The 22959-nt window shown below is 62.1% G+C and carries 16 protein-coding genes and 2 pseudogenes; 10 read left to right on the top strand and 8 right to left on the bottom strand.

Features of this window, described 5'->3' with window-relative positions; genetic code table 11:
* Positions 1-163: 163 nt before the first annotated feature.
* Together Q8Q83_RS00155 and Q8Q83_RS00150 are read right to left on the bottom strand one after the other, a co-directional pair.
* Positions 164-1534, bottom strand: a complete 1371-nt coding sequence (locus Q8Q83_RS00155) for a DUF1329 domain-containing protein (RefSeq protein ID WP_305620071.1) — start codon at positions 1532-1534, stop codon at positions 164-166.
* A 28-nt stretch (positions 1535-1562) separates the two neighbouring features.
* Entirely contained in the window at positions 1563-3431 is a 1869-nt protein-coding gene (locus Q8Q83_RS00150; protein WP_305620070.1) for a DUF1302 domain-containing protein, read from the bottom strand.
* Between the two features lie 560 nt (positions 3432-3991).
* On the opposite strand from Q8Q83_RS00150, the gene gcvH reads away from it, so the two are divergent.
* From gcvH to gcvT, 4 genes are all read left to right on the top strand, one after another.
* The gene (gene gcvH, locus Q8Q83_RS00145; RefSeq protein ID WP_305620068.1) at positions 3992-4375 is read left to right on the top strand and encodes a glycine cleavage system protein GcvH; all 384 of its coding nucleotides are present in this window, start codon (positions 3992-3994) and stop codon (positions 4373-4375) included.
* Between the two features lie 9 nt (positions 4376-4384).
* On the top strand, positions 4385-7237 hold the full coding sequence (gcvP, locus tag Q8Q83_RS00140; RefSeq protein WP_305620067.1) for an aminomethyl-transferring glycine dehydrogenase: 2853 nt from the start codon (positions 4385-4387) through the stop codon (positions 7235-7237).
* A 432-nt stretch (positions 7238-7669) separates the two neighbouring features.
* Positions 7670-9046 carry an L-serine ammonia-lyase gene (locus Q8Q83_RS00135; protein WP_305620065.1) on the top strand — a complete coding sequence of 459 codons (1377 nt, stop codon included), beginning with the start codon at positions 7670-7672 and terminating at the stop codon, positions 9044-9046.
* Positions 9047-9159: 113 nt separating this feature from the next.
* Complete coding sequence (gene gcvT / locus Q8Q83_RS00130) at positions 9160-10284, top strand: glycine cleavage system aminomethyltransferase GcvT (RefSeq protein ID WP_305620063.1); 1125 nt, start codon at positions 9160-9162, stop codon at positions 10282-10284.
* A 329-nt stretch (positions 10285-10613) separates the two neighbouring features.
* Here gcvT and Q8Q83_RS00125 read toward each other — a convergent pair whose 3' ends face one another.
* Together Q8Q83_RS00125 and Q8Q83_RS00120 are read right to left on the bottom strand one after the other, a co-directional pair.
* Positions 10614-11747 (bottom strand): M14-type cytosolic carboxypeptidase, encoded by a 1134-nt coding sequence (locus Q8Q83_RS00125; protein WP_305620061.1) that lies wholly within the window; start codon positions 11745-11747, stop codon positions 10614-10616.
* 187 nt (positions 11748-11934) lie between these two features.
* Positions 11935-12696 (bottom strand): 3-oxoacyl-ACP reductase family protein, encoded by a 762-nt coding sequence (locus Q8Q83_RS00120; RefSeq protein WP_305620059.1) that lies wholly within the window; start codon positions 12694-12696, stop codon positions 11935-11937.
* A 121-nt stretch (positions 12697-12817) separates the two neighbouring features.
* Between Q8Q83_RS00120 and Q8Q83_RS00115 the strand changes: the two genes are divergently transcribed.
* The gene (locus Q8Q83_RS00115; protein ID WP_305620057.1) at positions 12818-13741 is read left to right on the top strand and encodes a LysR family transcriptional regulator; all 924 of its coding nucleotides are present in this window, start codon (positions 12818-12820) and stop codon (positions 13739-13741) included.
* Positions 13742-14463: 722 nt separating this feature from the next.
* The gene (locus tag Q8Q83_RS00110; protein WP_305620073.1) at positions 14464-14676 is read left to right on the top strand and encodes a hypothetical protein; all 213 of its coding nucleotides are present in this window, start codon (positions 14464-14466) and stop codon (positions 14674-14676) included.
* Positions 14677-14947: 271 nt separating this feature from the next.
* Here the strand turns inward: Q8Q83_RS00110 and Q8Q83_RS00105 are convergent, their stop codons facing one another.
* On the bottom strand, positions 14948-16441 hold the full coding sequence (locus tag Q8Q83_RS00105) for a helicase HerA-like domain-containing protein (protein ID WP_305620055.1): 1494 nt from the start codon (positions 16439-16441) through the stop codon (positions 14948-14950).
* A 301-nt stretch (positions 16442-16742) separates the two neighbouring features.
* Here Q8Q83_RS00105 and Q8Q83_RS20140 point away from each other — a divergent pair.
* Positions 16743-17861, top strand: a pseudogene (locus tag Q8Q83_RS20140) (cache domain-containing protein); the annotation flags it as partial.
* Between the two features lie 90 nt (positions 17862-17951).
* A complete protein-coding gene (locus Q8Q83_RS20135; RefSeq protein ID WP_371132330.1) occupies positions 17952-18716 on the top strand; it encodes a methyl-accepting chemotaxis protein in 765 nt (254 codons plus the stop codon).
* A gap of 41 nt (positions 18717-18757) precedes the next feature.
* Here the strand turns inward: Q8Q83_RS20135 and Q8Q83_RS00095 are convergent, their stop codons facing one another.
* Positions 18758-18934, bottom strand: coding sequence for a hypothetical protein (locus Q8Q83_RS00095; protein ID WP_305620052.1), 177 nt, complete (start codon positions 18932-18934; stop codon positions 18758-18760).
* A 99-nt stretch (positions 18935-19033) separates the two neighbouring features.
* Positions 19034-19885: a formyltetrahydrofolate deformylase gene (purU, locus tag Q8Q83_RS00090; RefSeq protein ID WP_305620050.1), complete on the bottom strand. Its 852-nt coding sequence runs from the start codon at positions 19883-19885 to the stop codon at positions 19034-19036.
* Between the two features lie 360 nt (positions 19886-20245).
* Here purU and mvaT point away from each other — a divergent pair, with 360 nt between their 5' ends.
* Complete coding sequence (gene mvaT, locus Q8Q83_RS00085) at positions 20246-20620, top strand: histone-like nucleoid-structuring protein MvaT (RefSeq protein ID WP_305620048.1); 375 nt, start codon at positions 20246-20248, stop codon at positions 20618-20620.
* A 112-nt stretch (positions 20621-20732) separates the two neighbouring features.
* Here mvaT and sbcB read toward each other — a convergent pair whose 3' ends face one another.
* Positions 20733-22163: an exodeoxyribonuclease I gene (gene sbcB / locus Q8Q83_RS00080; RefSeq protein WP_305620047.1), complete on the bottom strand. Its 1431-nt coding sequence runs from the start codon at positions 22161-22163 to the stop codon at positions 20733-20735.
* Positions 22164-22599: 436 nt separating this feature from the next.
* Between sbcB and Q8Q83_RS00075 the strand changes: the two are divergent.
* Positions 22600-22959 (top strand): annotated as a pseudogene (locus tag Q8Q83_RS00075) (hypothetical protein); the annotation flags it as partial.

Genomic DNA, 22959 nt, shown 5'->3' with positions numbered 1-22959 from the left:
GGGTGAGTTCCAGTGCCCGAGCGAGACGCATAAAAAATCCGATGCCAATACTGGCATCGGATTTTGATTTCTTGCGGCCAAAGGTCAAGTAAGAGGGCTTAACTGATCGGCATTAGGCCCGCGGGCCGCCTAAGTCATGGAGTAACAGTGTTGCGAGCTGCCGTTAACGCACGCCGGAGCTGCGCAGGGCCGCCGGGGTGTAATCGGCGCCGTTGGCCTCGAAGCCGAAGCTGTAGGCGGACTTCTCTTCGTTCTTCATGCCCAGGGCCAGGTAGCGCCCGGCGATCACGTCGTACAGCGCTTCCAGGGTATAGCCGGTCATCTTGTGGTGGTAGTAGCTCTGCGTATGCCCTTCGGCGACGCGCCACAGCTGGCCGCGACCGTCGTAGTGGTCGACCAGGGCCAGCTGCCAGCTGTCCTCGTCGAAGTACATATGGCGCTTGGCGTAGATATGCCGCTCGCCGGACTTCAGCGTGGCTTCCACTTCCCAGACCCGGTGCAGCTCGTAACGGGTCAGGTCCTGGTTGATATGCCCGGCCTTGATCACGTCGTCATATTTCAGCGCCGGCGAGTCCAGCTTGAAGCTGTTGTAGGGGATATACATCTCCTTCTTGCCCACCAGCTTCCAGTCGTAGCGATCCGGTGCGCCGGAGAACAGGTCGAAGTTATCCGAGGTGCGCATGCCATCGGACGCGGTACCCGGGCCGTCATAGGCCACCTGCGGGGCGCGCCGTACGCGGCGCTGACCGGCGTTGTAGATCCACGCCAGACGCGGTTCCTTGACCTGGTCGATGGTCTCGTGCACCAGCAGCACGTTACCGGCCAGGCGCGACGGCGCGGTCACCCGCTGCTTGAAGTAGAGCAGCACATTGCTCGCCTTGACCGGGTCGACGTCGGGCATGTCGGAGGGGAAGGCGATTTCGTCCTCGAACTTGACCAGGCTGTAGGAGCCATTGGTCTGCGGAGTCGCCTGAGTGATCCAGCGGCGCACGTTGCCACCGCGGTAGCGGGTGATATGGTTCCACACCACCTCGACCCCGCTCTTGGGGATCGGGAAGGCGTAGTAACGGCTGTCACTGAAGTTCTGCAGACCGTTGCCACCGTCGATGCTGCTGGTGTTCAGCGCGCTCTTCTTCGCCGCGGCATAGATAGCCTCGGGCACCGCGGCGCTGCGATGACTCGGGTAGACCGGGATCTTGTAGCTGTCGGGGTAACGCTTGAGCATCGCCTGTTGCCCGGCGGACAGCTTGTCCTGGTACTGCGTGGCATTGGCCGCGGTGATGGTGAACAGCGGTTGCTCGCTGGCGAAGGGGTCGGCGAGGAAGCCCTTGCTGTCGGCGTTGCCGGCATTTTCCGGCAGACCGCCGGTCCAGGCCGGGATGCTGCCGTCGGCGTTGCCGGCCATTTCCGCACCCAGCGGAGTCAGGCTGCTGCCCAGTTGCGCCGCTTCCTCCGGGGAAACGGCCGCCATTACGCTGCTGGCCAACAAGGTCAGCGCCAGCGCCCCGGTTTGCAGGATTCTTGTAGTTTTCATCATGGACGGATCCTTTGCGCTGCGTTGATCAGAAGTTCACACCAAAACTCAGGGCGACGAAGTCACGGTCGATGGCGGTGTTGTACTCGCCACCGAAGAAGTCGGTGTAACTGAGGCTGGCGTTATAGGTGTTCTGGTAATCGGCATCCAGACCCAGGCTGACGGCCTTGGACCCTTCATTGAACAGGCCATTAGGGCCGTAACCGTCGACGTCATGGGACCAGGACACGCTTGGCTTGAGGTTCACCCCGGCGATCACGTTCGGGTATTCCAGGATGCCGCGGGCACGGTAGCCCCAGGAGGTGGTGGTGACGAAGCCATCATCGTTGGTCGCGCTATAGGCACCGAAGATGGAGTCGCGGCCGTATTGCAGATCCTCACGGCGCTCCAGGCCGCCCACGTGGGCCGCACCGATTTCGCCGACCAGGGTCAGGCGGCTGGCGCCCAGTACCCGATCGAAGAAGTGGGTGAAGGTGGTCTGCACCTGGGTAATTTCCTTGCGGCGATAACCCTGGTTCTCCGCACCCGGCGTGGTCTCGATGGTGGGGGCAGCGGCGCCGCCAGTGAGCGGGTTGACCAGTGCTGTGTTGAGCGCGGTGCTGTTGATCTGGATCGGCGCATTGGGGCGATAGCTCGCCTCGCCGGCCCAGGACGTACCGGTGGGCAGCACGGTCGAGAAGCTCAGGCCATACAGCCGGATATCCTCGGGATAGCTCATAAAGTATTCGCCGTTACCCAAAGCGGTGACTGATGCCAAGGCACCGGCTGCTCCGAGGAAAGCCGGACCACCGCAACCAGGGCCAAAGACAGCGCATAACAAACCCAGCGTGGTGGTTGGGTCACCTATCGAAGCTGGATCAAATTGAGCAAAGGTGGCGGCGTCTGCGGTTTGGGTATTAAAGAAGGGGGTACGGCTGTGGTAGTTCATATAGTAGGCGCCGTACTCGGTGTTATCACCCAGCCAGCGCAAGGCCAGACCGTACTGGCCGTTATCCCGGGCATCCCGATCGCCACCGCGCTGCACCACCACACCTTCATCTTCGATCTCGAAACCAGAACCTGTGGCAGCGGCAATGGGTTGCAGCGCGCGGATGCCTGCGACTCCCGCCGGAGTGGTACTGCCGGGTACGGTCAGGTTGTTGTCGCAGCCATCGGCCACCACATCGCTGCTGGAGAAGAAGGTGCCGCAGTTATCGGCAACCGTCTGATCCCATTCGAGCTGATAGAAGGCCTCCATGGACAAGTTGTCGGTCAGACTCTGCGCGACATAGAACATATTGACCGGGATCAGACCTTCCTTGATCTCCGCGCCGGGGCGGCGGAATGCCGCGGCGTCGACCGGATTGATCGAGTTGATGCTGTTGCCGATAAAAGTGCTCTCGCCCCAGCTGACCACCTGCTTGCCGACCCGCACGCTACCCGGCAAATCGGCAATGCTGTAGTTGTGGTAGATAAAGGCATCGAGAACCTGCGCGCCGGAAGCCTGAGCGCCTTCCTTGCGGTTGTGATCGTCGATGTCCTTGAACAGGCGACTTTCATCTTTCAATTCGAAGTCATACCAGTACTTGCCGCGTACGAATACGCCGGTGTCACCGTACTTCAGTTCGAGATCATGGATACCCTTGAAGATCTTCGAGAAGGTTTCGCCCTTCTTGAAGTTCAGGCGGTTGTCGTCGCTGGTCGATGAAGCCGCAGTGCCGCCATTGATGGTGCCGATCAGATCTGGATCTGCGCCACGCGTAGACCAGCTGGCGCCAATCGACAGGGACGAGTCGAACTGCCCTTCGATTTCACCGATATTGAAGGTCACGGCCTGGACAGGCGCAACACAGCCCAGAGCGACGGCAACTGCCAGTGCGCACGGCTGGAAGCGGGCATGTCTTGTTCTTGTTCTCATGCGGCTCTCCTGGAAAGCGGGGTTTCATGTAGAGGCCACAAGCTACCCAGCAGCCTGGCAATGGATAAGCGCCCGAAAGAGGTAATTGGCCTATCCACCGAAAGAGTGAACAGCCCTCTGTTCTGGCCCATCAGGGCCCAGCCATGGGCCTAGGCAATAGGCCACCATAGCCCGGGTGAATGGGCTTACGGGCCGCAGCAGCTGGACCAGGACGCTGCCAGCAGGCGCCTTGCAGCAGGGCCTGCGCGGAAATAACACAGCGCGCGGCACCATTCGTATTGAAATCAATACGCCGTAGTGAAAACGACACGCAGCTGTCAGCCCGCGACATCAGGGCCCTGCCCTGGCACTTATGCCTCGAATCGCCATGATCCGTATCGAATTCGCTACATGTCTCGGTATACGAAAGTCAGGATAAAAACGTAAGTTATTGTTTTTATTGAATTATTTTAAAATGGCATTCTGTTTGCTATGAGCTTTCGACCCACGCTCGCCGCCCAGCGCGAGCCCCGCACATCGCCCCCGACAGAAAGGGCGAGGCAAACCCTTGAGGAGTACACATGAGCGAATTGCGTTTTACCGTCGAGCACGAATGGCTGCGTCAGGATGCCGATGGCCTGGTCACCGTGGGCATCACCGCCTACGCCCAGGAAGCCTTGGGTGACGTGGTGTTCGTGCAGCTGCCGGAAATCCAGAGCTACAGCGAGGGCGAAGAAGTCGCGGTGCTGGAATCGGTAAAAGCCGCCAGCAATATCGCCATGCCGCTGAACGGCGAGGTGGTCGAGGTCAACGGCCAGCTAGAATCCAGTCCTGAGCTGGTCAACGAAGATCCCCTGGGCCAGGGTTGGTTCTTCCGTTTCCGTCCGGCCAATGCCAGCGCGGTAGCCGACCTGCTCGATCAGGCCGCCTACGAGCGCCTGCTCAACGCCAATGCTGACGCCTGAGAGACTGTGATGACCAAGCTGACCACCCAGAACGAATTTATCGCCCGGCATATCGGCCCGCGCGACGCCGACACCGCCGCCATGCTGCAGCTGCTCGGTTTCGACTCCATCGATGCGCTGACCGATAACGTCATCCCCGACAGCATCAAGGGCAGCAGCGTACTCGGCCAGCAGCCGGGCCTGTCGGAAGCCGACGCCCTGGCCAAGATCAAGGCCATAGCCGGCAAGAACCAGCAACTGCGCACCTTTATCGGCCAGGGCTATTACGGCACCCACACGCCTAGCGCCATCCTGCGCAACCTGCTGGAAAACCCGGCCTGGTACACCGCCTACACCCCCTACCAGCCGGAGATTTCCCAGGGCCGTCTGGAATCCCTGCTGAACTTCCAGACCCTGATCAGCGACCTCACCGGTATGCAGATCGCCAACGCCTCCCTGCTGGACGAGGCCACCGCCGCCGCCGAGGCCATGACCTTCTGCAAGCGCCTGTCGAAGAACAAGGCCAGCAACAGCTTCTTCGCCTCCCAGCACTGCCACCCGCAGACCCTCGACGTGCTGCGCACCCGTGCCGAGCCCCTGGGCATCGAAGTGGTGATAGGCGACGAAAGCGCCATCACCGATGCCAGCGCCTACTTCGGCGCGCTGCTGCAGTACCCGGCGAGCAACGGCGATATCTTCGATTACCGCGCGCTGGTCGAGCGCTTCCATGCCGTGGGCGCCCTGGTGGCCGTGGCCGCCGACCTGCTGGCCCTGTGCCTGCTGACCGCGCCGGGCGAATTCGGCGCCGACGTGGCCCTGGGCAGCGCCCAGCGCTTCGGGGTGCCGCTGGGTTTCGGTGGCCCGCACGCCGCCTACTTCGCCACCCGCGATGCATTCAAGCGCGACATGCCGGGCCGCCTGGTCGGCGTCTCGGTGGACCGTTTCGGCAAGCCGGCCCTGCGCCTGGCCATGCAGACCCGCGAGCAACATATCCGCCGCGAGAAGGCCACCAGTAACATCTGTACCGCCCAGGTGCTGCTGGCCAATATCGCCAGCATGTACGCCGTGTACCACGGCCCGAAGGGCCTGACCCAGATCGCCCAGCGTGTGCACCAGTTCACCGCGATCCTGGCCAAGGGCCTGCGCGCCCTGGGTTACAGCGTCGAACAGGAATTCTTCTTCGACACCCTGACCCTGGCCACCGGCGCCAAGACCGCCGATCTGCACGGCAAGGCCCGCGCCGCCGGGATCAACCTGCGCATCGTTGACGGCGAGCGCCTGGGCCTGTCCCTGGACGAAACCAGCGACCAGGCCGCCATCGAAGCGCTGCTGGCGGTATTCGCCGAGGGCAAAGCCGTGCCGGCTTTCGCCGAGTTGGCGGCCGGCGTCAGCGCCCAGCTGCCGCAAGGCCTGCTGCGCGAGTCGGCCATCCTCAGCCACCCGGTGTTTAACCGCTATCACAGCGAAACCGAGCTGATGCGCTACCTGCGCAAGCTGGCCGACAAGGATCTGGCGCTGGATCGCAGCATGATCCCGCTGGGTTCCTGCACCATGAAGCTCAACGCCGCCAGCGAGATGATCCCGGTGACCTGGGCCGAGTTCGGCAACCTGCACCCCTTCGCCCCGGCCGAGCAGAGCCAGGGTTACACCCAGCTGACCAGCGAGCTGGAAGCCATGCTCTGCGCGGCCACCGGCTATGACGGCATCTCCCTGCAGCCGAACGCCGGCTCCCAGGGTGAATACGCCGGCCTGCTGGCGATCCGCGCTTACCACCACAGTCGCGGAGAGGAGCAGCGCGATATCTGCCTGATCCCGCAATCGGCCCACGGCACCAACCCGGCCACCGCCAGCATGGCCGGCATGCGCGTGGTGGTGACCGCCTGCGACAGCAGCGGCAACGTCGATATCGCCGACCTGCGCGCGAAAGCAGAGGAACATAAAGAGCGCCTGGCCGCGCTGATGATCACCTACCCCTCGACCCACGGCGTGTTCGAGGAAGGCATCCGCGAGATTGCCCAGATCGTCCATGACAACGGCGGCCAGGTGTATATCGACGGCGCCAATATGAACGCCATGGTCGGCCTGTGCGCCCCGGGCAAGTTCGGCGGCGACGTGTCGCACCTGAACCTGCACAAGACCTTCTGCATCCCCCACGGCGGTGGCGGCCCGGGCGTCGGCCCGATCGGCGTCAAGGCGCACCTGATCCCCTTCCTGCCCGGTCACGCCAATATGGCGCGCAAGATCGGTGCGGTCAGCGCCGCGCCGTTCGGCAGCGCCAGCATCCTGCCGATCACCTGGATGTATATCAGCATGATGGGCGGGGCAGGCCTCAAGCGCGCCTCGCAGATGGCCATTCTGGGCGCCAACTACATCGCCCGCCGTCTGGAAGAGCACTACCCGGTGCTGTATTCGGGCAGCAACGGCCTGGTGGCCCACGAGTGTATCCTGGATATCCGCCCGCTCAAGGACAGCAGCGGCATCAGCGTCGACGACGTGGCCAAGCGCCTGATCGACTTCGGCTTCCACGCCCCGACCATGTCCTTCCCTGTGGCCGGCACCCTGATGATCGAGCCGACCGAGAGCGAATCCAAGGAAGAGCTGGACCGCTTCTGCGACGCCATGATCGCCATCCGCGAAGAGATTCGCGCGGTGGAAGCAGGTCATCTGGACGCCAACGACAACCCGCTGAAGAACGCGCCGCACACCGCCCAGGAACTGGTCGGCGAGTGGACTCACGGCTACAGCCGCGAACAGGCCGTGTACCCGGTGGCCAGCCTGATCGAGGCCAAGTACTGGCCGCCGGTCGGCCGCGTCGACAACGTGTTCGGCGACCGCAACCTGATCTGCGCCTGCCCGTCCATCGAGGCCTATCAGGACGCCTAAGGCGAGAAAAACCGTAGGATGGGTTGAGCGTAGCGATACCCATCACGGCACCACGTCCCCATCAACGATGGGTTACGCGGCGCTCAAGAGCGGTGTTGTCAGCATGTTCAGTGCCAGGCGCCGCTAACCCATCCTACGATTTTGTTTACCTAAGATTTCGACTCACCCCTACCCGGGGCGGGTCAGTTGTACCCAAAAGAACAACAAGCAAGGAACCTCATCATGTTTAGCCCGCACGACCCGCGGCACGGCGATGACAACCCAAGGCGCGGGCCTGTCCCTGGTCAGGTCGCCAACCTTTGCGCCGGCTTCCCGGTCTACGCTGATTAGATACGCAGGCTTCTTTTTGCTGAACGCAGGCGCGGGCACAAGCCGCGCTGCATCAAGGCCGACTTACCGAGTCGGGATCAGAACAGGAAGCAGGAGAGCACCATGTCACTGAGCGTTTTTGACCTATTTAAAATCGGCATCGGCCCGTCCAGCTCGCACACAGTCGGCCCCATGCTCGCCGCCCTGCGCTTTGTCGAAGGCCTGCGCCGCGACGAGCTGTTGGCCGCAACCGAGTCGGTAAAGGTCGAGCTGTACGGCTCCTTAGGTGCCACCGGCAAGGGCCACGGCAGCGACAAGGCCGTGCTGCTCGGCCTGCAAGGCGAACAGCCGGACACGGTCGACACCAGCACGGTCGACGAGCGCCTGGCGCTGATCCGCGCGTCCGGCGAACTCAAGCTGCTGGGCGAGAAGAGCATCCGCTTCGTCGAGAAACAGCACCTGGCGATGATCCGCAAGCCGTTGGTATTCCACCCCAACGGCATGATCTTTCGCGCCTTCGATGCCGCTGGTTTGCAGATACGTTCGCGCGAGTACTACTCGGTGGGTGGCGGCTTCGTGGTGGACGAACAGGCCGCCGGCGCGGATCGCATAGTCGAAGACCAGACCCCGCTGGCCTACCCCTTTACCACCGGCAAACAATTGCTCGCCCATTGCGCCGAACACCAGCTGTCGATCAGCCAGCTGATGCTGGCCAACGAAGCGGCCTGGCGCCCGGAAGCCGAGACCCGTGCACGCCTGCTGAAAATCTGGCAGGTGATGCAGGACTGCGTCGAGGCTGGCTGCCGTAACGAAGGCATCATGCCTGGCGGGCTCAAGGTCAAACGCCGCGCCGCCGCCCTGCATCGCCAGCTGTGCCAGCACCCGGAAGCCGCCTTGCGCGACGCCCTCAGCGTGCTGGACTGGGTCAACCTTTACGCCCTGGCGGTGAATGAGGAAAACGCCAGCGGCGGCCGCGTGGTGACCGCACCGACCAATGGTGCGGCCGGCATAGTGCCGGCGGTGCTGCATTACTACAGCCGCTTTATCCCGGGCGCCAACGACGACGGCGTGGTGCGTTTTCTGCTCACCGCCGCCGCCATCGGCATCCTCTACAAGGAAAACGCCTCGATCTCCGGCGCCGAAGTCGGCTGCCAGGGCGAGGTCGGCGTGGCCTGTTCGATGGCCGCCGGCGCCCTGTGCGAAGTGCTGGGCGGCAGCGTCAACCAGGTGGAAAACGCCGCCGAGATCGGCATGGAACACAACCTCGGCCTGACCTGCGACCCCATAGGCGGGCTGGTCCAGGTGCCCTGCATCGAACGCAACGCCATGGGTTCGGTCAAGGCGATCAATGCCGCGCGCATGGCCCTGCGCGGCGACGGCCAGCACTTCGTGTCGCTGGATAAGGTGATACGCACCATGCGCCAGACCGGCGCCGATATGAGCAGCAAATACAAGGAAACCGCCCGCGGCGGTTTGGCGGTCAATATTATCGAATGCTGACCACGACACCCCATACAACCCTGTAGGAGCCAGCTTGCTGGCGATGCTTTTAGCTGCGGATCGCGAGCAAGCTCGCTCCTACAAAAGCAACGTTTACCGACATGGAGAACCGCATGACCAACGAAACCCTGGCGAAAACCCCGCTACATGCCCTGCACCTGGAACTTGGCGCGCGCATGGTGCCCTTCGCCGGCTATGACATGCCGGTGCAGTACCCGCTCGGCGTGATGAAGGAACACCTGCACAGCCGCGCCCAGGCCGGCCTGTTCGATGTGTCGCATATGGGCCAGATAGTGCTGCGCGGCGCCAATGCCGCCAAGGCCCTGGAAACCCTGGTGCCGGTGGACATCATCGACCTGCCGCTGGGCATGCAGCGCTACGCCATGTTCACCGACGACAACGGCGGCATCCTCGACGACCTGATGGTCGCCAACCTGGGCAACGACACGCTGTTCCTGGTGGTCAACGCCGCCTGCAAGGAGCAGGACCTGGCCCATCTGCAGAAACATATCGGCAACCAATGCACGATAGAGAATCTATTTGAAGAGCGCGCCCTGCTCGCCCTGCAAGGCCCTAAGGCCGTCGACGTGCTGGCCCGCCTGGCGCCGCAAGTGCGCGAGATGACCTTTATGCAGTTCGCCCCGGTGCGCCTGCTGGGCGTCGATTGCTACGTCAGCCGCTCCGGCTATACAGGTGAAGACGGCTTCGAAATCTCGGTGCCGGCCGCAGCCGCCGAAACCCTGGCGCGCAGCCTGCTGGCCGAGCCGGAAGTGGAAGCCATCGGCCTCGGCGCCCGCGACTCGCTGCGCCTGGAAGCCGGCCTGTGCCTGTACGGCCACGATATGAGCACGGCCACCACGCCGATCGAAGCCAGCCTGCTGTGGGCCATCTCCAAGGCGCGCCGCGCCGACGGTGCGCGTGCCGGCGGCTTCCCCGGTGCCGCACGGATCTTCGAACAACAGCAAGCGGGCGTGACCAGCAAGCGCGTCGGCCTGCTGCCGCAGGAGCGCGTGCCGGTGCGCGAGGGCGCGGAAATCGTCGATGCCGACGGCAATGTGATTGGTTCGGTGTGCAGCGGTGGCTTCGGCCCGAGCCTGGGCGCGCCGGTGGCCATGGGCTATGTGCAGAGCAGCCATGTCGCCAAGGGCACCCAGCTGTGGGCCATGGTGCGCGGCAAGCGCGTGGCGATGAAAGTGGCCAAGACCCCCTTTGTGCCGCAGCGCTACTACCGCGGCTGACGCCACCGGTAAGAACCTGTTTACGATCTGCTGCGCGTCGGCCATCCGGCGTTAAAAACAGCCTCGGCAAGCCGCTAGCGGCTAACGCGCTTTAGCGCGGCCCGAAGGGTGAGTGAAACGAGTCATGCTCATTTACAGCTCGTAAACTCCGCTTCCTCGGCGTTTTTACCAGCCGAAGGCTGTTACTAACGTAGCGCCTTGTCTGGCTCTAGCTCGCGAGATCGTAAAAGCAGGTTCTAACGGCGGACAAGCCTGGAGGCAGGTCCGCCCTACGCCCATACCGGTTGGTTGGATAGGGCACAGCCTTATCCAGCAACTGTTCCAGCTCGTTACTCGCGCAGTTGCCCCACCATGGCCGCCGCCACGCTAAGCACATCCTTGCCCAGCTGCTTGGAGCGCTCACCGTTCCAACCCGTTTGCGGGTTGGGGTGGTCGTCGTGGTCCTTGAAGGGCATTTCGATGGTAAAGGCCAGGCAGTCGAATTCCTCACCCACCGCATTGCAAGCCAGGGTGATATTGGCTTGGCCCGGCTCGTCGCGCTTATAGCCGAACTCCGTCTGGAACTCGGCGCCCATATCCACCAACAGGCGACGGAACTGGCTTTCCAGGCGTTCCAGGCGCGGGCGGTAACCCGGATTGCCTTCGCAGCCGGCGGTAAACACGTGGGGAATTTCCTCGTCGCCGTGGATATCCAGAAACAGGTCGACGCCCACCGCGCGCATCTGCTGCTGCACGAAATACACCTCGGGGCTATCCGCCTCGCTGGCCGATTGCCAGGCGCGGTTCAGGTCGCGGCCGGCGGCGTTGGTGCGCAGATGACCACGGAAGGCACCGTCCGGATTCATATTCGGCACCAGGTACAGGTCGGCCTGCGCCAGCAACGCATCCAGTTCGGCATCGCCGCGTTGCTGCAGACGCTCGATCAGCCCTTCCATAAACCACTCGGCCATATGCTCGCCGGGATGCTGCTGGGCGATCAGCCAGATATTGCGCTGGGCGTCCGGGTTGCGGCTGACGCGCAGCAACTGGATGTCACGGCCCTCGATGCTCTTGCCACAGGCGAACAACTCGGCACCGGACTTGCTCAGCGCCTGCTCGATCAACCAGGCATGGCGGGCGCGGCTATAGGGCTCGAAGTAGGCAAACCACACCTGCGCCTCGCTCGGCTCTATCGCGAAATCGAGCGCGTCGTTTTCAAAGCGGCTGGGCACGCGAAACCAGTTGACCTGGTCGTAGGACGCCACGGCCTGATAACCGCTCCAGGCATTGGCGTAGGACGACTGGCCGGCATTGGTCAGGCTAAAGCCATAACGCTGGCCTGGGTTCAAGCCCTCGACCTTGAAGTGGAACCACTGGAAATGCGGGCTGTTGAGATCGCGGCGCATGGCCAGCAGCACCCGCTGCGGGTTGCTGGCATCGAGAACCTCGATATTGCCGCTGTCGAAATTGGCACTGATGTTCATGAACACCTCGAAGGCCGGAGGGTGCACTGCACCTATGCCGCAAGAATCGCAGCTCTTGCCCCACAGATGAAACGCCAGAGGCGACAAACAGATATGCATTCTGTCAGGCACCAATTCGCACCCGACATTTGCAAACAAAAGCCCCGCAGGCATCGGCCCCGGGGCTTTATAGCGAACGAACCGCAACTCAGGCGGCGAAACCGCCATCGATGGTCAGGCTGGCACCAGTGATATACCCCGCCTCGGGGCCGGCCAGGTAGGCGACGAACGCGGCGATTTCCTCGGCCCGGCCGTAGCGATTGATCGCCATCAGGCCCTTTATCATCTCGGCGAAATCGCCGCTATCGGGGTTCATATCGGTATCCACCGGACCAGGCTGCACATTGTTCACCGTAATGCCGCGCGGACCGAGATCACGGGCCATGCCACGGGTCAGGCCGACTATGGCCGACTTGCTCATGGCATACACACTGCCGCCGGCAAATGGCATGCGTTCGGCGTTGGTGCTGCCGATGGTGATGATGCGGCCGCCGTCACGCATATGCCGCGCGGCTTCCTGGCTGGCAACGAACACACTGCGTACGTTGACCGCCAGGGTGCGGTCGAAGTCATCCAGGCTGAATTCTTCGATCGGCGCTATCGCCAGCACTCCGGCGTTGTTCACCAGGATATCGATGCGCCCGAAGTGCTCGACGGTCTGCCTGACCGCGCCACGCACCGCCTCGGCATCGGCGCTGTCGGCCTTGATGGCCAGGGCGCGGCCGCCGCCGGCTTCGATGCTGTGCACCACTGCAGCGGCCTTGTCTGGCGAACTGACGTAGGTGATGGCGACGGCGGCGCCTTCAGCGGCCAGACGCTGGGCGATGGCCGCGCCAATGCCGCGGGAACCGCCTTGGATCAGGGCGACTTGGTCATTCAGGTTGCTGCTGTTGCGGGTAATGGTCGACATGCTGGTGGCTCCGAATAAGCGGGCGACTGGCCCGGGGTGAGTTGAGTATCCACCGCAGACTACATACCGATAAGCCGGCAATCGCTATATTCAGTCGATCCAAATTGTTTAGAGCACAGCCATGGAAACCTTAAACAGCCTGGAATCTTTCGTCCGCAGCGCCGAGGCCGGCAGCTTTGCCGAAGCCGCCCGGCGCCTGGGCCTGACCCCTGCCGCGGTGGGCAAGAACGTGGCCAAGCTGGAAGCCAGCCTGGGGGTACGTCTGTTCCAGCGTAGCACTCGCAGCCTGACCCTGACCGAAGCCGGCGAACGCTTTCTGCTGGAGGTACGCGGCGGCCTAAGCAGCATCCAGCGCGCGGTGGCCAACCTGGCCAGCGCCGCCGGGCAGCCGGCCGGCACGCTCAAGGTGAGCATGGGGGTGACCTTCGGCCGCGATTACGTGCTGCCGATGCTCGGCGACTTTCTGCAGCGCTATCCGGCGATAACCCCCGACTGGCATTTCGATAACAGCCCGGTCGACCTGATCGGCCAGGGCTTCGACGCCGCCATCAGTGGCGCTATGGAGCTGTCGCCCGGGGTGGTTGCGCGCAAACTGGCGCCGGCGCACCGTATTCTGGTGGCATCCCCCAGCTACCTGAACGCCCAGCCGCGCCCTGCCGAGCCCTGCGAACTGGCGCAGCACGCCGGTATTCTGATCCGCTCGCCGCAGACCGGGCGCATTCGCCCCTGGACCCTGCGCAACCGCAGCAACGACGAGGCGGCCATCGAGCTGCCGGTGCGCATGACCCTGAGCGACCCGGACGCCGCCTGTCGCGCTGCCGAGATGGGCCTGGGCATCGCCCTGGTCAGCCTGCCGCATGCCCTGCCCTATCTTGATAAAGGCAGCCTGCTTCGCGTGTTGCCGAACTGGTATGTAGATGCCGGGCATGTCTCGGTATATTTCTCCGGGCACACCTTGCTGCCGGCGAAGACCCGCGCCTTTGTCGACTGCCTGGCCGAGTATTTTTATGCACAAAAACTGACTGAACGCTTTTCCGCAGCCTAAGCCAGAACATCCCGGGACCAGCCTATATAAAAAACGCCGAGAACTGAGCCGCGCCGGTTGAAATACGCTAAGTTAATGCACGGCTATTTCACACCGCACTGCTTACCAACTCCTCGGCATAACTCATCGTAACTAAGGGAATACCTCGTGCCGCTCTGTCGTTCGCTGTTGCTACTTGATCTCTTACTGCTGCGCGTAATTCGGCAGCCGCGCCCTGCACATTGTTAGCGAAGAGTTTCCGCCTTTCAGTTATTCATCCGGCAGCGATGCCGCTGGCCGCCATGCCTGCAATGATGGCCGCGGCATATACCGCCCTGCTTTGCCAATACCGTATCGGAACCCCGCGTGCCTTGCTGCTGACGGAGGAGTCTACAGCGAGCAACAATTCGCGGCGTTCAACGCGGGCCGGGCAAGCTGGATAAGAAGTGCTCAGGTAGCCGCTATTCTGCAGCGTTATGGACTGCAACCAGATTATTAGATGGGCTGGACATTTAATTCGACTTCGCCATAATTGCCCCGCGCAATTAACCAGAAGCCACTTTACAAACCGTTACATGCGACTCAAGTAACTGTTTTTAACGGCAAATAGTCACTCGGCACAAGCGCCTGCACTATTTGTACAGCCACCTAATGCGCAAGCAACACACCAATTGGCACCCGTGCGCATCCAGGCAACCGGCCTGGCGCCGGCCAATATTCTTTTCAGGACCATGGGCTATCACGTGACGAAAGACGAACTGCGCGCCGAACTCGAGCGCCAGGCGCAGCGTTACAAGGATGTATACGGCGGAGAAGTTATTACCTACGCCGCTCAACCGGACCCCGAGCGCAAACCCTGGCGCAAGAAAGCCAACCTTCTCGACCAAGCGTTTGAGAAAGAACTGGAAAAGATAGAGAAAGACCTTAAAAGCCGAACCGATGAAGCTTCCGGCTAACAGGTCGCCACGCCATGCCCAAGAGCATGGCCATGGCGCAGCGGCTAGAGCCTGTCTACGATCTCGCGAGCTAGAGCCAGACAAGGCGCTACGTCAGTAACAGCCTTCGGCTGGTCAAAACAGCCGAGGAAGCGCAGTTTACTAGCTGTAAATGAGCATGACTCGTTTCACTCACCCTTCGGGCCGCGCTAAAGCGCGTTAGCCGCTAGCGGCTTGCCGAGGCTGTTTTTAACGCCGGATGGCCGACGCGCAGCAGATCGTAAACAGGTTCTTAACGCCTCTTGCCGCCCAATAAAGACCCGAGCAAACCGCGCACCAGTTGCCGACCTATCTGGTTGGCCGCTTGGCGCATGGCCGATTTCACCACCTGGCCGGCCAGGCCGCCGAGCAACTCGCCCGCCACGCTGCCGATATCCGCAGCCGCCTTGCCGGCGACCATCGGCTTGCCCTGTTCCGGCTTCTCGCTCGCGGCCTGCTGCGCACGGGCGGTCAGCAGTTCGTAGGCCGACTCGCGGTCTATCGGCTTGTCGTAGCGCCCGGCCAAAGGCGACTGGCGGATCAAGACTGCCCGCTCGTCCTCGCTCAACGGACCGATGCGCGACTGCGGCGGCGCAATGGCCAGGCGCTGCACCATGGCCGGCGTGCCCTGGTCCTCCAGGGTGCCCACCAGGGCTTCGCCTATGCCCAGCTCGGTCAACACCCTCAGGCTGTCGATGCTCGGGTTGGGACGGAAACCATCGGCCACCGCGCGCAGGGCTTTCTGCTCCTTGGCGGTAAAGGCGCGCAGAGCATGCTGGATGCGCAAACCGAGTTGTGCCAACACCGCATCCGGCAAGTCGCCGGGCGACTGGGTGACGAAATACACCCCTACGCCTTTCGAGCGGATCAGCCGCACCACCTGTTCCAGACGTTCCTGCAGCGCCTTCGGGGTACCGTTGAACAGCAGGTGCGCCTCATCGAAGAACAGCGCCAGGATCGGCTTGTCGGCATCGCCGCGCTCGGGCAGCTGTTCGAACAGCTCGGCCAGCAGCCAGAGCAGGAAGGTCGCATAGACCTTCGGTGCCTCATGCACCAGGCGGCTGGCGTCGAGCAGATGGATACGCCCGCGGCCGTCGCGGTCGGGATGCAGGATGTCTTCCAGCTGCAACGCCGGCTCACCGAACAGCGCCTCGGCGCCCTGCTGTTCGAGCCCCGCGAGTTTGCGCAGCAGCGCCTGCGAGGAGGTCGAGGTAAACAGCGCGCTGTCTTCGCCCAACACCTCGGGATGGTCTTTCAGATGGCCCAGCAAGGCCTTGAGGTCTTTCAAGTCGAGCAGCAGCAGGCCTTCGCGATCCGCCACCTTGAACGCGGCATACAGCGCGGCTTGCTGGCTGTCGGTCAGCTCCAGCAGGGCGCCGAGCAGCAAGGGGCCCATCTCGCTCAGGGTGGTACGCAGCGGATGGCCGCTGTGGCCGTGAACATCCCACAGCGTGACCGGATAGGCCGCGGGCTGATGCTGGAGCCAGGGCATGCTGGCAATGCGCTCGGCCACCTTGCCCTGGGGCGTGCCGACCGCGCCCAGGCCGCAGAGGTCGCCCTTCACATCCGCGGCGAAGACCGCCACCCCGGCATCGCTGAAGCTCTCGATCAGGCGCTGCAGGGTCACCGTCTTGCCGGTGCCCGTGGCACCCGCGATCAGCCCATGGCGGTTGGCCAGGCGCAACAGCTGGCCTACGGGTTGGCCGTCAGGGTCGGCGCCCAGCACGAACTGGTTTGCTGCAAGCATCTTGATGTCCCCTGAACTAGGCTCTGTTGACGTAAGGTTACGGGCCGCGTTGCCGCGTCAAACCCCGCCAGGCTAGGCGCGGGACGCAGGTAATGGTGCGCCCTTGCCAAGTCCCGCAACACCGCATGGCGGGGTTTGCCGCGCAACCCGAAGGGACGGGGCCCGCTTGGCGCAGGACTGCGTTACTCGTCACTCATTTGGAACAACCAAACTTCGCTCCTCGTGCCTTGCCCTGCGCCAAGCGGGCATCCGTCGCGGCCGACAACCTTACGCCAACAGAGCCTAAAGCTTTGCCCCCGCGATGCCGACATACTCAGCAACGCCGCCCCGGCGGCGCCATCTGTGCCGTGCACCAGCCCCAAGACTGGTTCCAGACCTCACCGGACGCAAGAAGCCCATGACCAATAATCTGAAGTTCAGCCACAAGATCCTGCTCGCAGCATCCCTGGTGGTACTTTCCGCTTTCGCGCTATTCACCCTGTATAACGACTACCTGCAACGCAATGCAATACGCGCCAACCTGGAAAGCTACCTGCAGGAAATGGGCAACGTTACCGCCAGCAATATTCAGAGTTGGCTTTCCGGACGCACCCTGCTGGTGGAAAGCGCGGCCCAGTCGATCGCCCGGGCCCCGGCTGCCGATCAGGTCGCCGGCCTGCTGGAACAAAAGGCGCTGACCGCAAGCTTCGGCTACAGCTACCTGGGCAGCACGGACGGCTCCTTTATCATGCGCCCGGAAGATGAAATGCCGGCCGACTACGACCCTCGCGAGCGTCCCTGGTACAAGGACGCCATGACGGCCGGCGGTACCACCCTGACCGAGCCCTATGTGGATGCCGCCACCAGCGAACTGATCATCACCATCGCCACACCGGCCAAGCCCGCTGGCGTGGTGGGCGGCGACCTGAGCCTCAATACCCTGGTCGACATCATCAACTCCCTGGACTTCAACGGCATGGGCTATGCCTTCCTGGTCAGCGCCGACGGCAAGATTCTGGTGCACCCGGACAAGCAGCTGGTGATGAAAAACCTCAGCGACGTCTTCCCCAGCAATACCCCGCGCATCGGCAGCGAACTCAGCGAGGCCGAAGCCGACGGCCAGACCCGCATCCTCACCTTCGCCCAGGTCAAAGGCCTGCCTTCGGTCAATTGGTATGTCGGCCTGTCCATCGACAAGGACAAGGCCTACGCGATGCTCAGCGAGTTCCGCGCCTCCGCCATAGTCGCGACCCTGATTGCCGTGGTGCTGATCATCCTGCTGCTGAGCATGCTGATCCGCGTGTTGCTACAGCCGCTGACCGTGATGGGCAAGGCCATGGAGGACATCGCCCAGGGTGAAGGCGACCTGACCAAGCGCCTGCATATTCAATCCAACGATGAGTTCGGCCGCCTGGCCACCGCCTTCAACCGCTTTGTCGAACGCATCCATGCCTCGATCCGCGAAGTCTCTTCGGCCACCAGCCAGGTCAACGAAGTGGCCAAACTGGTGCTGGGCGCCTCCAACTCCTCCATGCTCAACTCCGACGAGCAGGCCAGCCGCACCAACAGCGTCGCCGCCGCCATCAATCAACTGGGGGCCGCCGCCCAGGAGATCGCGCGCAACGCCGCCGATGCCTCGACCCAGGCCTCGGATGCCCGCGAGCAAGCCGAGGACGGCCGCCAGGTGGTGGAGAAAACCATCCGCGCGATGAACGAGCTGTCCGGCAAGATCAGCGCCTCCTGCAGCCATATCGAGACCCTCAACAGCAAGACGGTGAACATCGGGCAGATCCTCGAAGTGATCAAGAGCATCTCCCAGCAGACCAACCTGCTGGCGCTCAACGCCGCCATCGAAGCGGCGCGCGCCGGCGAGGCCGGGCGCGGTTTCGCCGTGGTCGCCGACGAGGTGCGCAACCTGGCCCACCGTACCCAGGAGTCGGCGCAGGAAATCGAGAAGATGATCGAAGAGCTGCAGGTCGGCTCGCGCGAATCGGTCACCACCATGACCGAGAGCCAGCGCTACAGCGAAGAAAGCGTGGAGATCGCCAACCAGGCCGGCGAGCGCCTGAGCAGCGTGACCCAGCGCATCGGCGAGATCGACGGCATGAACCAATCGGTGGCCACCGCCACCGAGGAGCAGACCTCGGTGATCGAATCGCTCAACGTCGACATCAACGAGATCAACACCCTCAACCAGGAAGGCGTGGAAAACCTCAACGCCACCCTGCGCGCCTGCGACGATCTGCAACAGCAGGCGTCCAGGCTCAAGCAGCTGGTCGACAGCTTCCGCATTTAACCGGCCATAAAGCAAACGGGGCACTTAATAGTGCCCCGTTGTTATTTGTGCTTGCTGGTTATCTGCTGCGCCTGCTGCAACTGCTGCCACAACTCGGCGGCTTCGGCGAACTCGGCGCCATCCTCAGGGCTCAAGGCCTGGAGGTCGTAACGCTGGGTACAGCCCTCGCCCAGCACAGGCGGCGCCTTGGCGGTGGCTCGCTCAAGCGGATCATTCATCACTCACCCCGCTGCCTATGCAGGCAGGCCAATCACGCCAGTATTTATCCTGCCGACCAAGTGTCCTGTCATGCATTAAAGCGATCCAGGATCTGCCACTCAGTCAAACACCACGGTCTTGTTGTTGTGCACCAATACCCGGTCTTCCAAGTGATAGCGCAGACCACGGGACAGCACCATCTTTTCCACGTCCTTGCCCAGGCGCACCATCTCCTCGATGCTGTCGCGGTGGCTGACGCGCACCACGTCCTGTTCGATGATCGGCCCGGCATCCAGCTCCTCGGTGACATAGTGCGAAGTGGCGCCGATCAGTTTGACCCCGCGCAGCGATGCCTGATGGTAGGGTTTGGCCCCGACGAACGAGGGCAAGAAACTGTGATGGATATTGATCACCCGCTGGGAGAACTCCGCACAGAGTTGCGCCGGCAGAATCTGCATATAACGGGCTAGGACGATAACGTCGGCCGCATGGGACTTGACCAGGCGCGCCACTTCATCGAACGCCGACTGTTTGTCCTGGGCATCGACGGGCACATGGCAGTAGGGAATGTTGTGCCACTCGACCATGCTGCGCAGGTCGTCATGGTTGGAGATGACGCAGGGAATAGCGCAATCCAGTTCATCGCTGTGCCAGCGGTGCAGCAAGTCGGCCAGACAGTGGGACTCGCGACTGGCCATCAACACCACGCGCTTCTTCACTGCCGAGTCGGTCACCCGCCACTCCATGGAAAACTCACGGGCAATAGGTGCAAAGGCCTGACGAAAACCGTCCAGATCGAACGGCAGCGAATCGGCACGAATCTCATGGCGCATAAAGAACCAGCCACTCTGATTATCCGAGTGATGACTGGCTTCGGTAATCCAACCGTTATAGGTGGCCAGAAAGTTACTGACCTTGGCCACGATACCGACCCTATCCGGGCAAGCAATGACCAGTCGAAAAGTGCGCATGAAACACTCCGCAGATTGCATAAAGTCGGCCATTCTAGCCACAGAGCCAGAAAACTGCAGTATTCCTGCAAGCGCGGCAAGCCGGCCCGCGACCACCCACGGTGCTTTATTCGCAGTGTCCACTGCGGTACGTAGCCGCTTCTATTTAAACCAGCGCACGCCGGATAACCGCGAAAATACGGCCGGCGCTGTATTGATCCGCAACCACCGAGAATTAAAGATCGCGCCAATGCACTTATTCTATGAATTCAGGCCTAATACAAACTCTGGAAAAATTCGACAAAGCGGTTTACTTGTGAAAAGTGCCTGACTATTATTGATAGCACTTAGCCAACCTTTCCTGAATACAAGGTAAGTCACATGTCGCTGATCAACGAATACCGCGCTACCGAAGAAGCCATCAAAGAACTGCAAGAGCGCCTGAAAAACCTGTCGCAAGATGACAAGCTGAAAAAAGAGCTGGAATTCGAAGGCAAACTGCGCAGCCTGATGGGCGAATACCAAAAGTCCCTGCGCGACATCATTGCCATGCTCGACCCAGAAGCCAAAGGCAGCAAAGCCTCTCGCGCCGCCAAGCCAGCTGGCAGCAAGCGCGCCCGTAAAGTTAAGCAGTATAAAAACCCGAATACCGGCGAAGTTATCGAAACCAAAGGCGGCAACCACAAGACCTTGAAAGAGTGGAAAGCCAAGTGGGGCGGTGACGTAGTAGAAGGCTGGGCAACCCTGCTGGGCTAAGCGCTGTAGCTCCGGGGTACAACCCAGATAAAAAAACGCCAGCATTGCTGGCGTTTTTTTATGCCCGCGCCAGGCCACTCACACGTGCCAGGCACGGCGCCAGCCCGCTGAATTACAAGGCATAACGCTGACGCAACTGCTCGGCATAGTCGCGCCATTCGGCCAGCAGCGCCTGCTGCTCTGCCGGCACCGTAGCGAATATATCGGTTAAGGCCTGGGTAAAACCCGCCAGCGTATTAGGCGCCCCATATTCAGGCTGACTAAGCCGCTGCTGACAGAACGCCCACCAGCGCTGTTGTTCTGCCCCACTCAAACCCCCGGGAAAGTTGCGCGCCCGATAACGAAACAACAATTCCGGCAAGCGCGCATCGTCAAACGGCCAGACATCCTGCGCCAGGCGCTGTGGTTCGGCGCGACGCACTTGCTCGCATAAACGCCGATCGCGATCGCCAATAAACCCCTCGTACAACTGTTGTTCCGGATCCTGATTCGGCGCGAATTGTTCCTCGCCATACACCAGGGCAAGTTTGTCCTGCCACTGCGCCTGGCCAGCACGCAATTGCTCCGCCCGCGCCTGATAGCTGGGCATATCCAGTTGCAGGCGTTGCATATCGGCGTCGCGCAATACCGACAGCGGCGCCAATACCGGGCAGCGATTGATATGCAACAACTTCAGCGGCACCGGCAACTCACCCTCGGCCAATTGCTCACGCCGGGTATATAAACGCTGCCGCAGGGTTTCGCCACTCTCAGTAAGCAGCGGCGCAATATCGGCATGCAAGTCGCAGACGATCAGCGCATTGCGATTACGCGGATGCCAAGCCAGGGGCAATACCAGCGCCAGATAATGCCGCGCCCCGGCAAAACGTCCGGATATATGCACCAGCGGTTGCAGCAAACGTACTTGGTCCAGCACCCGCTGTTTACTGCGCAATTGATAGAGGTAGTCGTAGAGTTTGGGCTGTTTGCTGCGCAGCAAGCGCGCCAGGGCGATAGTGGCGCGCACATCGGACAAGGCATCGTGGGCCTGGCCATGTTCGATGCCATTGGCGGCGGTCAGGCGCTCCAACTTGAGCGTCACCCGCCCCTCTTCTTCCGGCCAGACAATCCCCTCGGGACGCAAGGCATAGGCGGTGCGCACCAGGTCGATCAAATCCCAGCGACTATTACCGCCTTGCCACTCCCGGGCATAGGGATCGAAGAAGTTGCGATACAGGCTGTAGCGCGTCACCTCATCGTCGAAACGCAGGCTGTTATAGCCCACGCCGCAGGTGCCCGGCTGTGACAGTTCGGCATGCACGCGCGCCATAAACTCGGCCTCGTCCAGCCCTTGCTGCGCCAATTTGCTCGGCGTGATACCGGTTATCAGGCAAGCGGCCGGATGCGGCAAGATGTCGTCGCTGGGTTGGCAATAGATATTCAGCGGCTCGCCGATTTCATTGAGCTGTTCGTCCGTGCGAATCCCGGCCACCTGCAGGGGGCGATCGCGGCGCGGGTCGATGCCGGTGGTTTCGTAGTCGTACCAAAAAAGGCTGGAGGTCACAGTGGCGTCCTGATGCTAAGGCGCCCGCAGTTTAGGCTCTGTTGGCCTTAGGTTGCGAGCCGCGTTGCTGCGTCAAACCCCGCCAGGCTAGGCGCGGGACGCAGGCAATGGTGTTCCCTTACCAAATCCCGCAACACCGCATGGCGGGGTTTGCCGCGCAACCCGAAGGGACGGGGTCCGCTTGGTGCAGGACTGCGTTTCTCGTCGCTCATTTGGAACAACCAAACTTCGCTCCTCGTGCCTTGCCCTGCGCCAAGCGGGCATCCGTCGCGGCCGACAACCTTAGGTCAACAGAGCCTTACCCCTGCCGATGGCCAGCACTCGACAGCACAGCCTGAGCCCGCACAGGCCAAACTGGGTGGCCGCGCCTTGTAGAGGGTTACGCCGGCGACTAGAGTGATGCACTTGAATCACCACTCTCGCACAAGGACGCCCCATGAGTGACATAAGCCCAAGCAATCCCTACGCGGCCCCCGCCAGCGCATTGCAAGAAACCCCGCGCGCCAACCAGGTGCCCAGCATCGAAGAGGCCTTGAGCCGCGGCTACGACTTCACCATCGCTGAGCTGCTTAACGAAGCCTGGCAGCGCACCAAGGGCACCAAAGGCATCATCATCGGCGGTTTTCTAGTCTTCTATGCCGTGCTGCTGGCGGCATCCTTCGTGATTAGTGGTTTCTTCGGCCTTCTGGGCGTTATCAGCGACAGCCCAATGCTGGCCGTGGTCGTCGAAATGGTCGTGGGCATTCTGGCCTCGGCCCTGGCTTATCCCTTTATGGCTGGGATCAATATGGTCGGC

The sequence above is a fragment of the Pseudomonas sp. genome (genome assembly GCF_030696055.1).
Classification (GTDB): domain Bacteria; phylum Pseudomonadota; class Gammaproteobacteria; order Pseudomonadales; family Pseudomonadaceae; genus Aquipseudomonas.
Note: the sequence above shows the minus strand (reverse complement) of the source record. Positions and strands in the feature narration are given on the sequence as shown.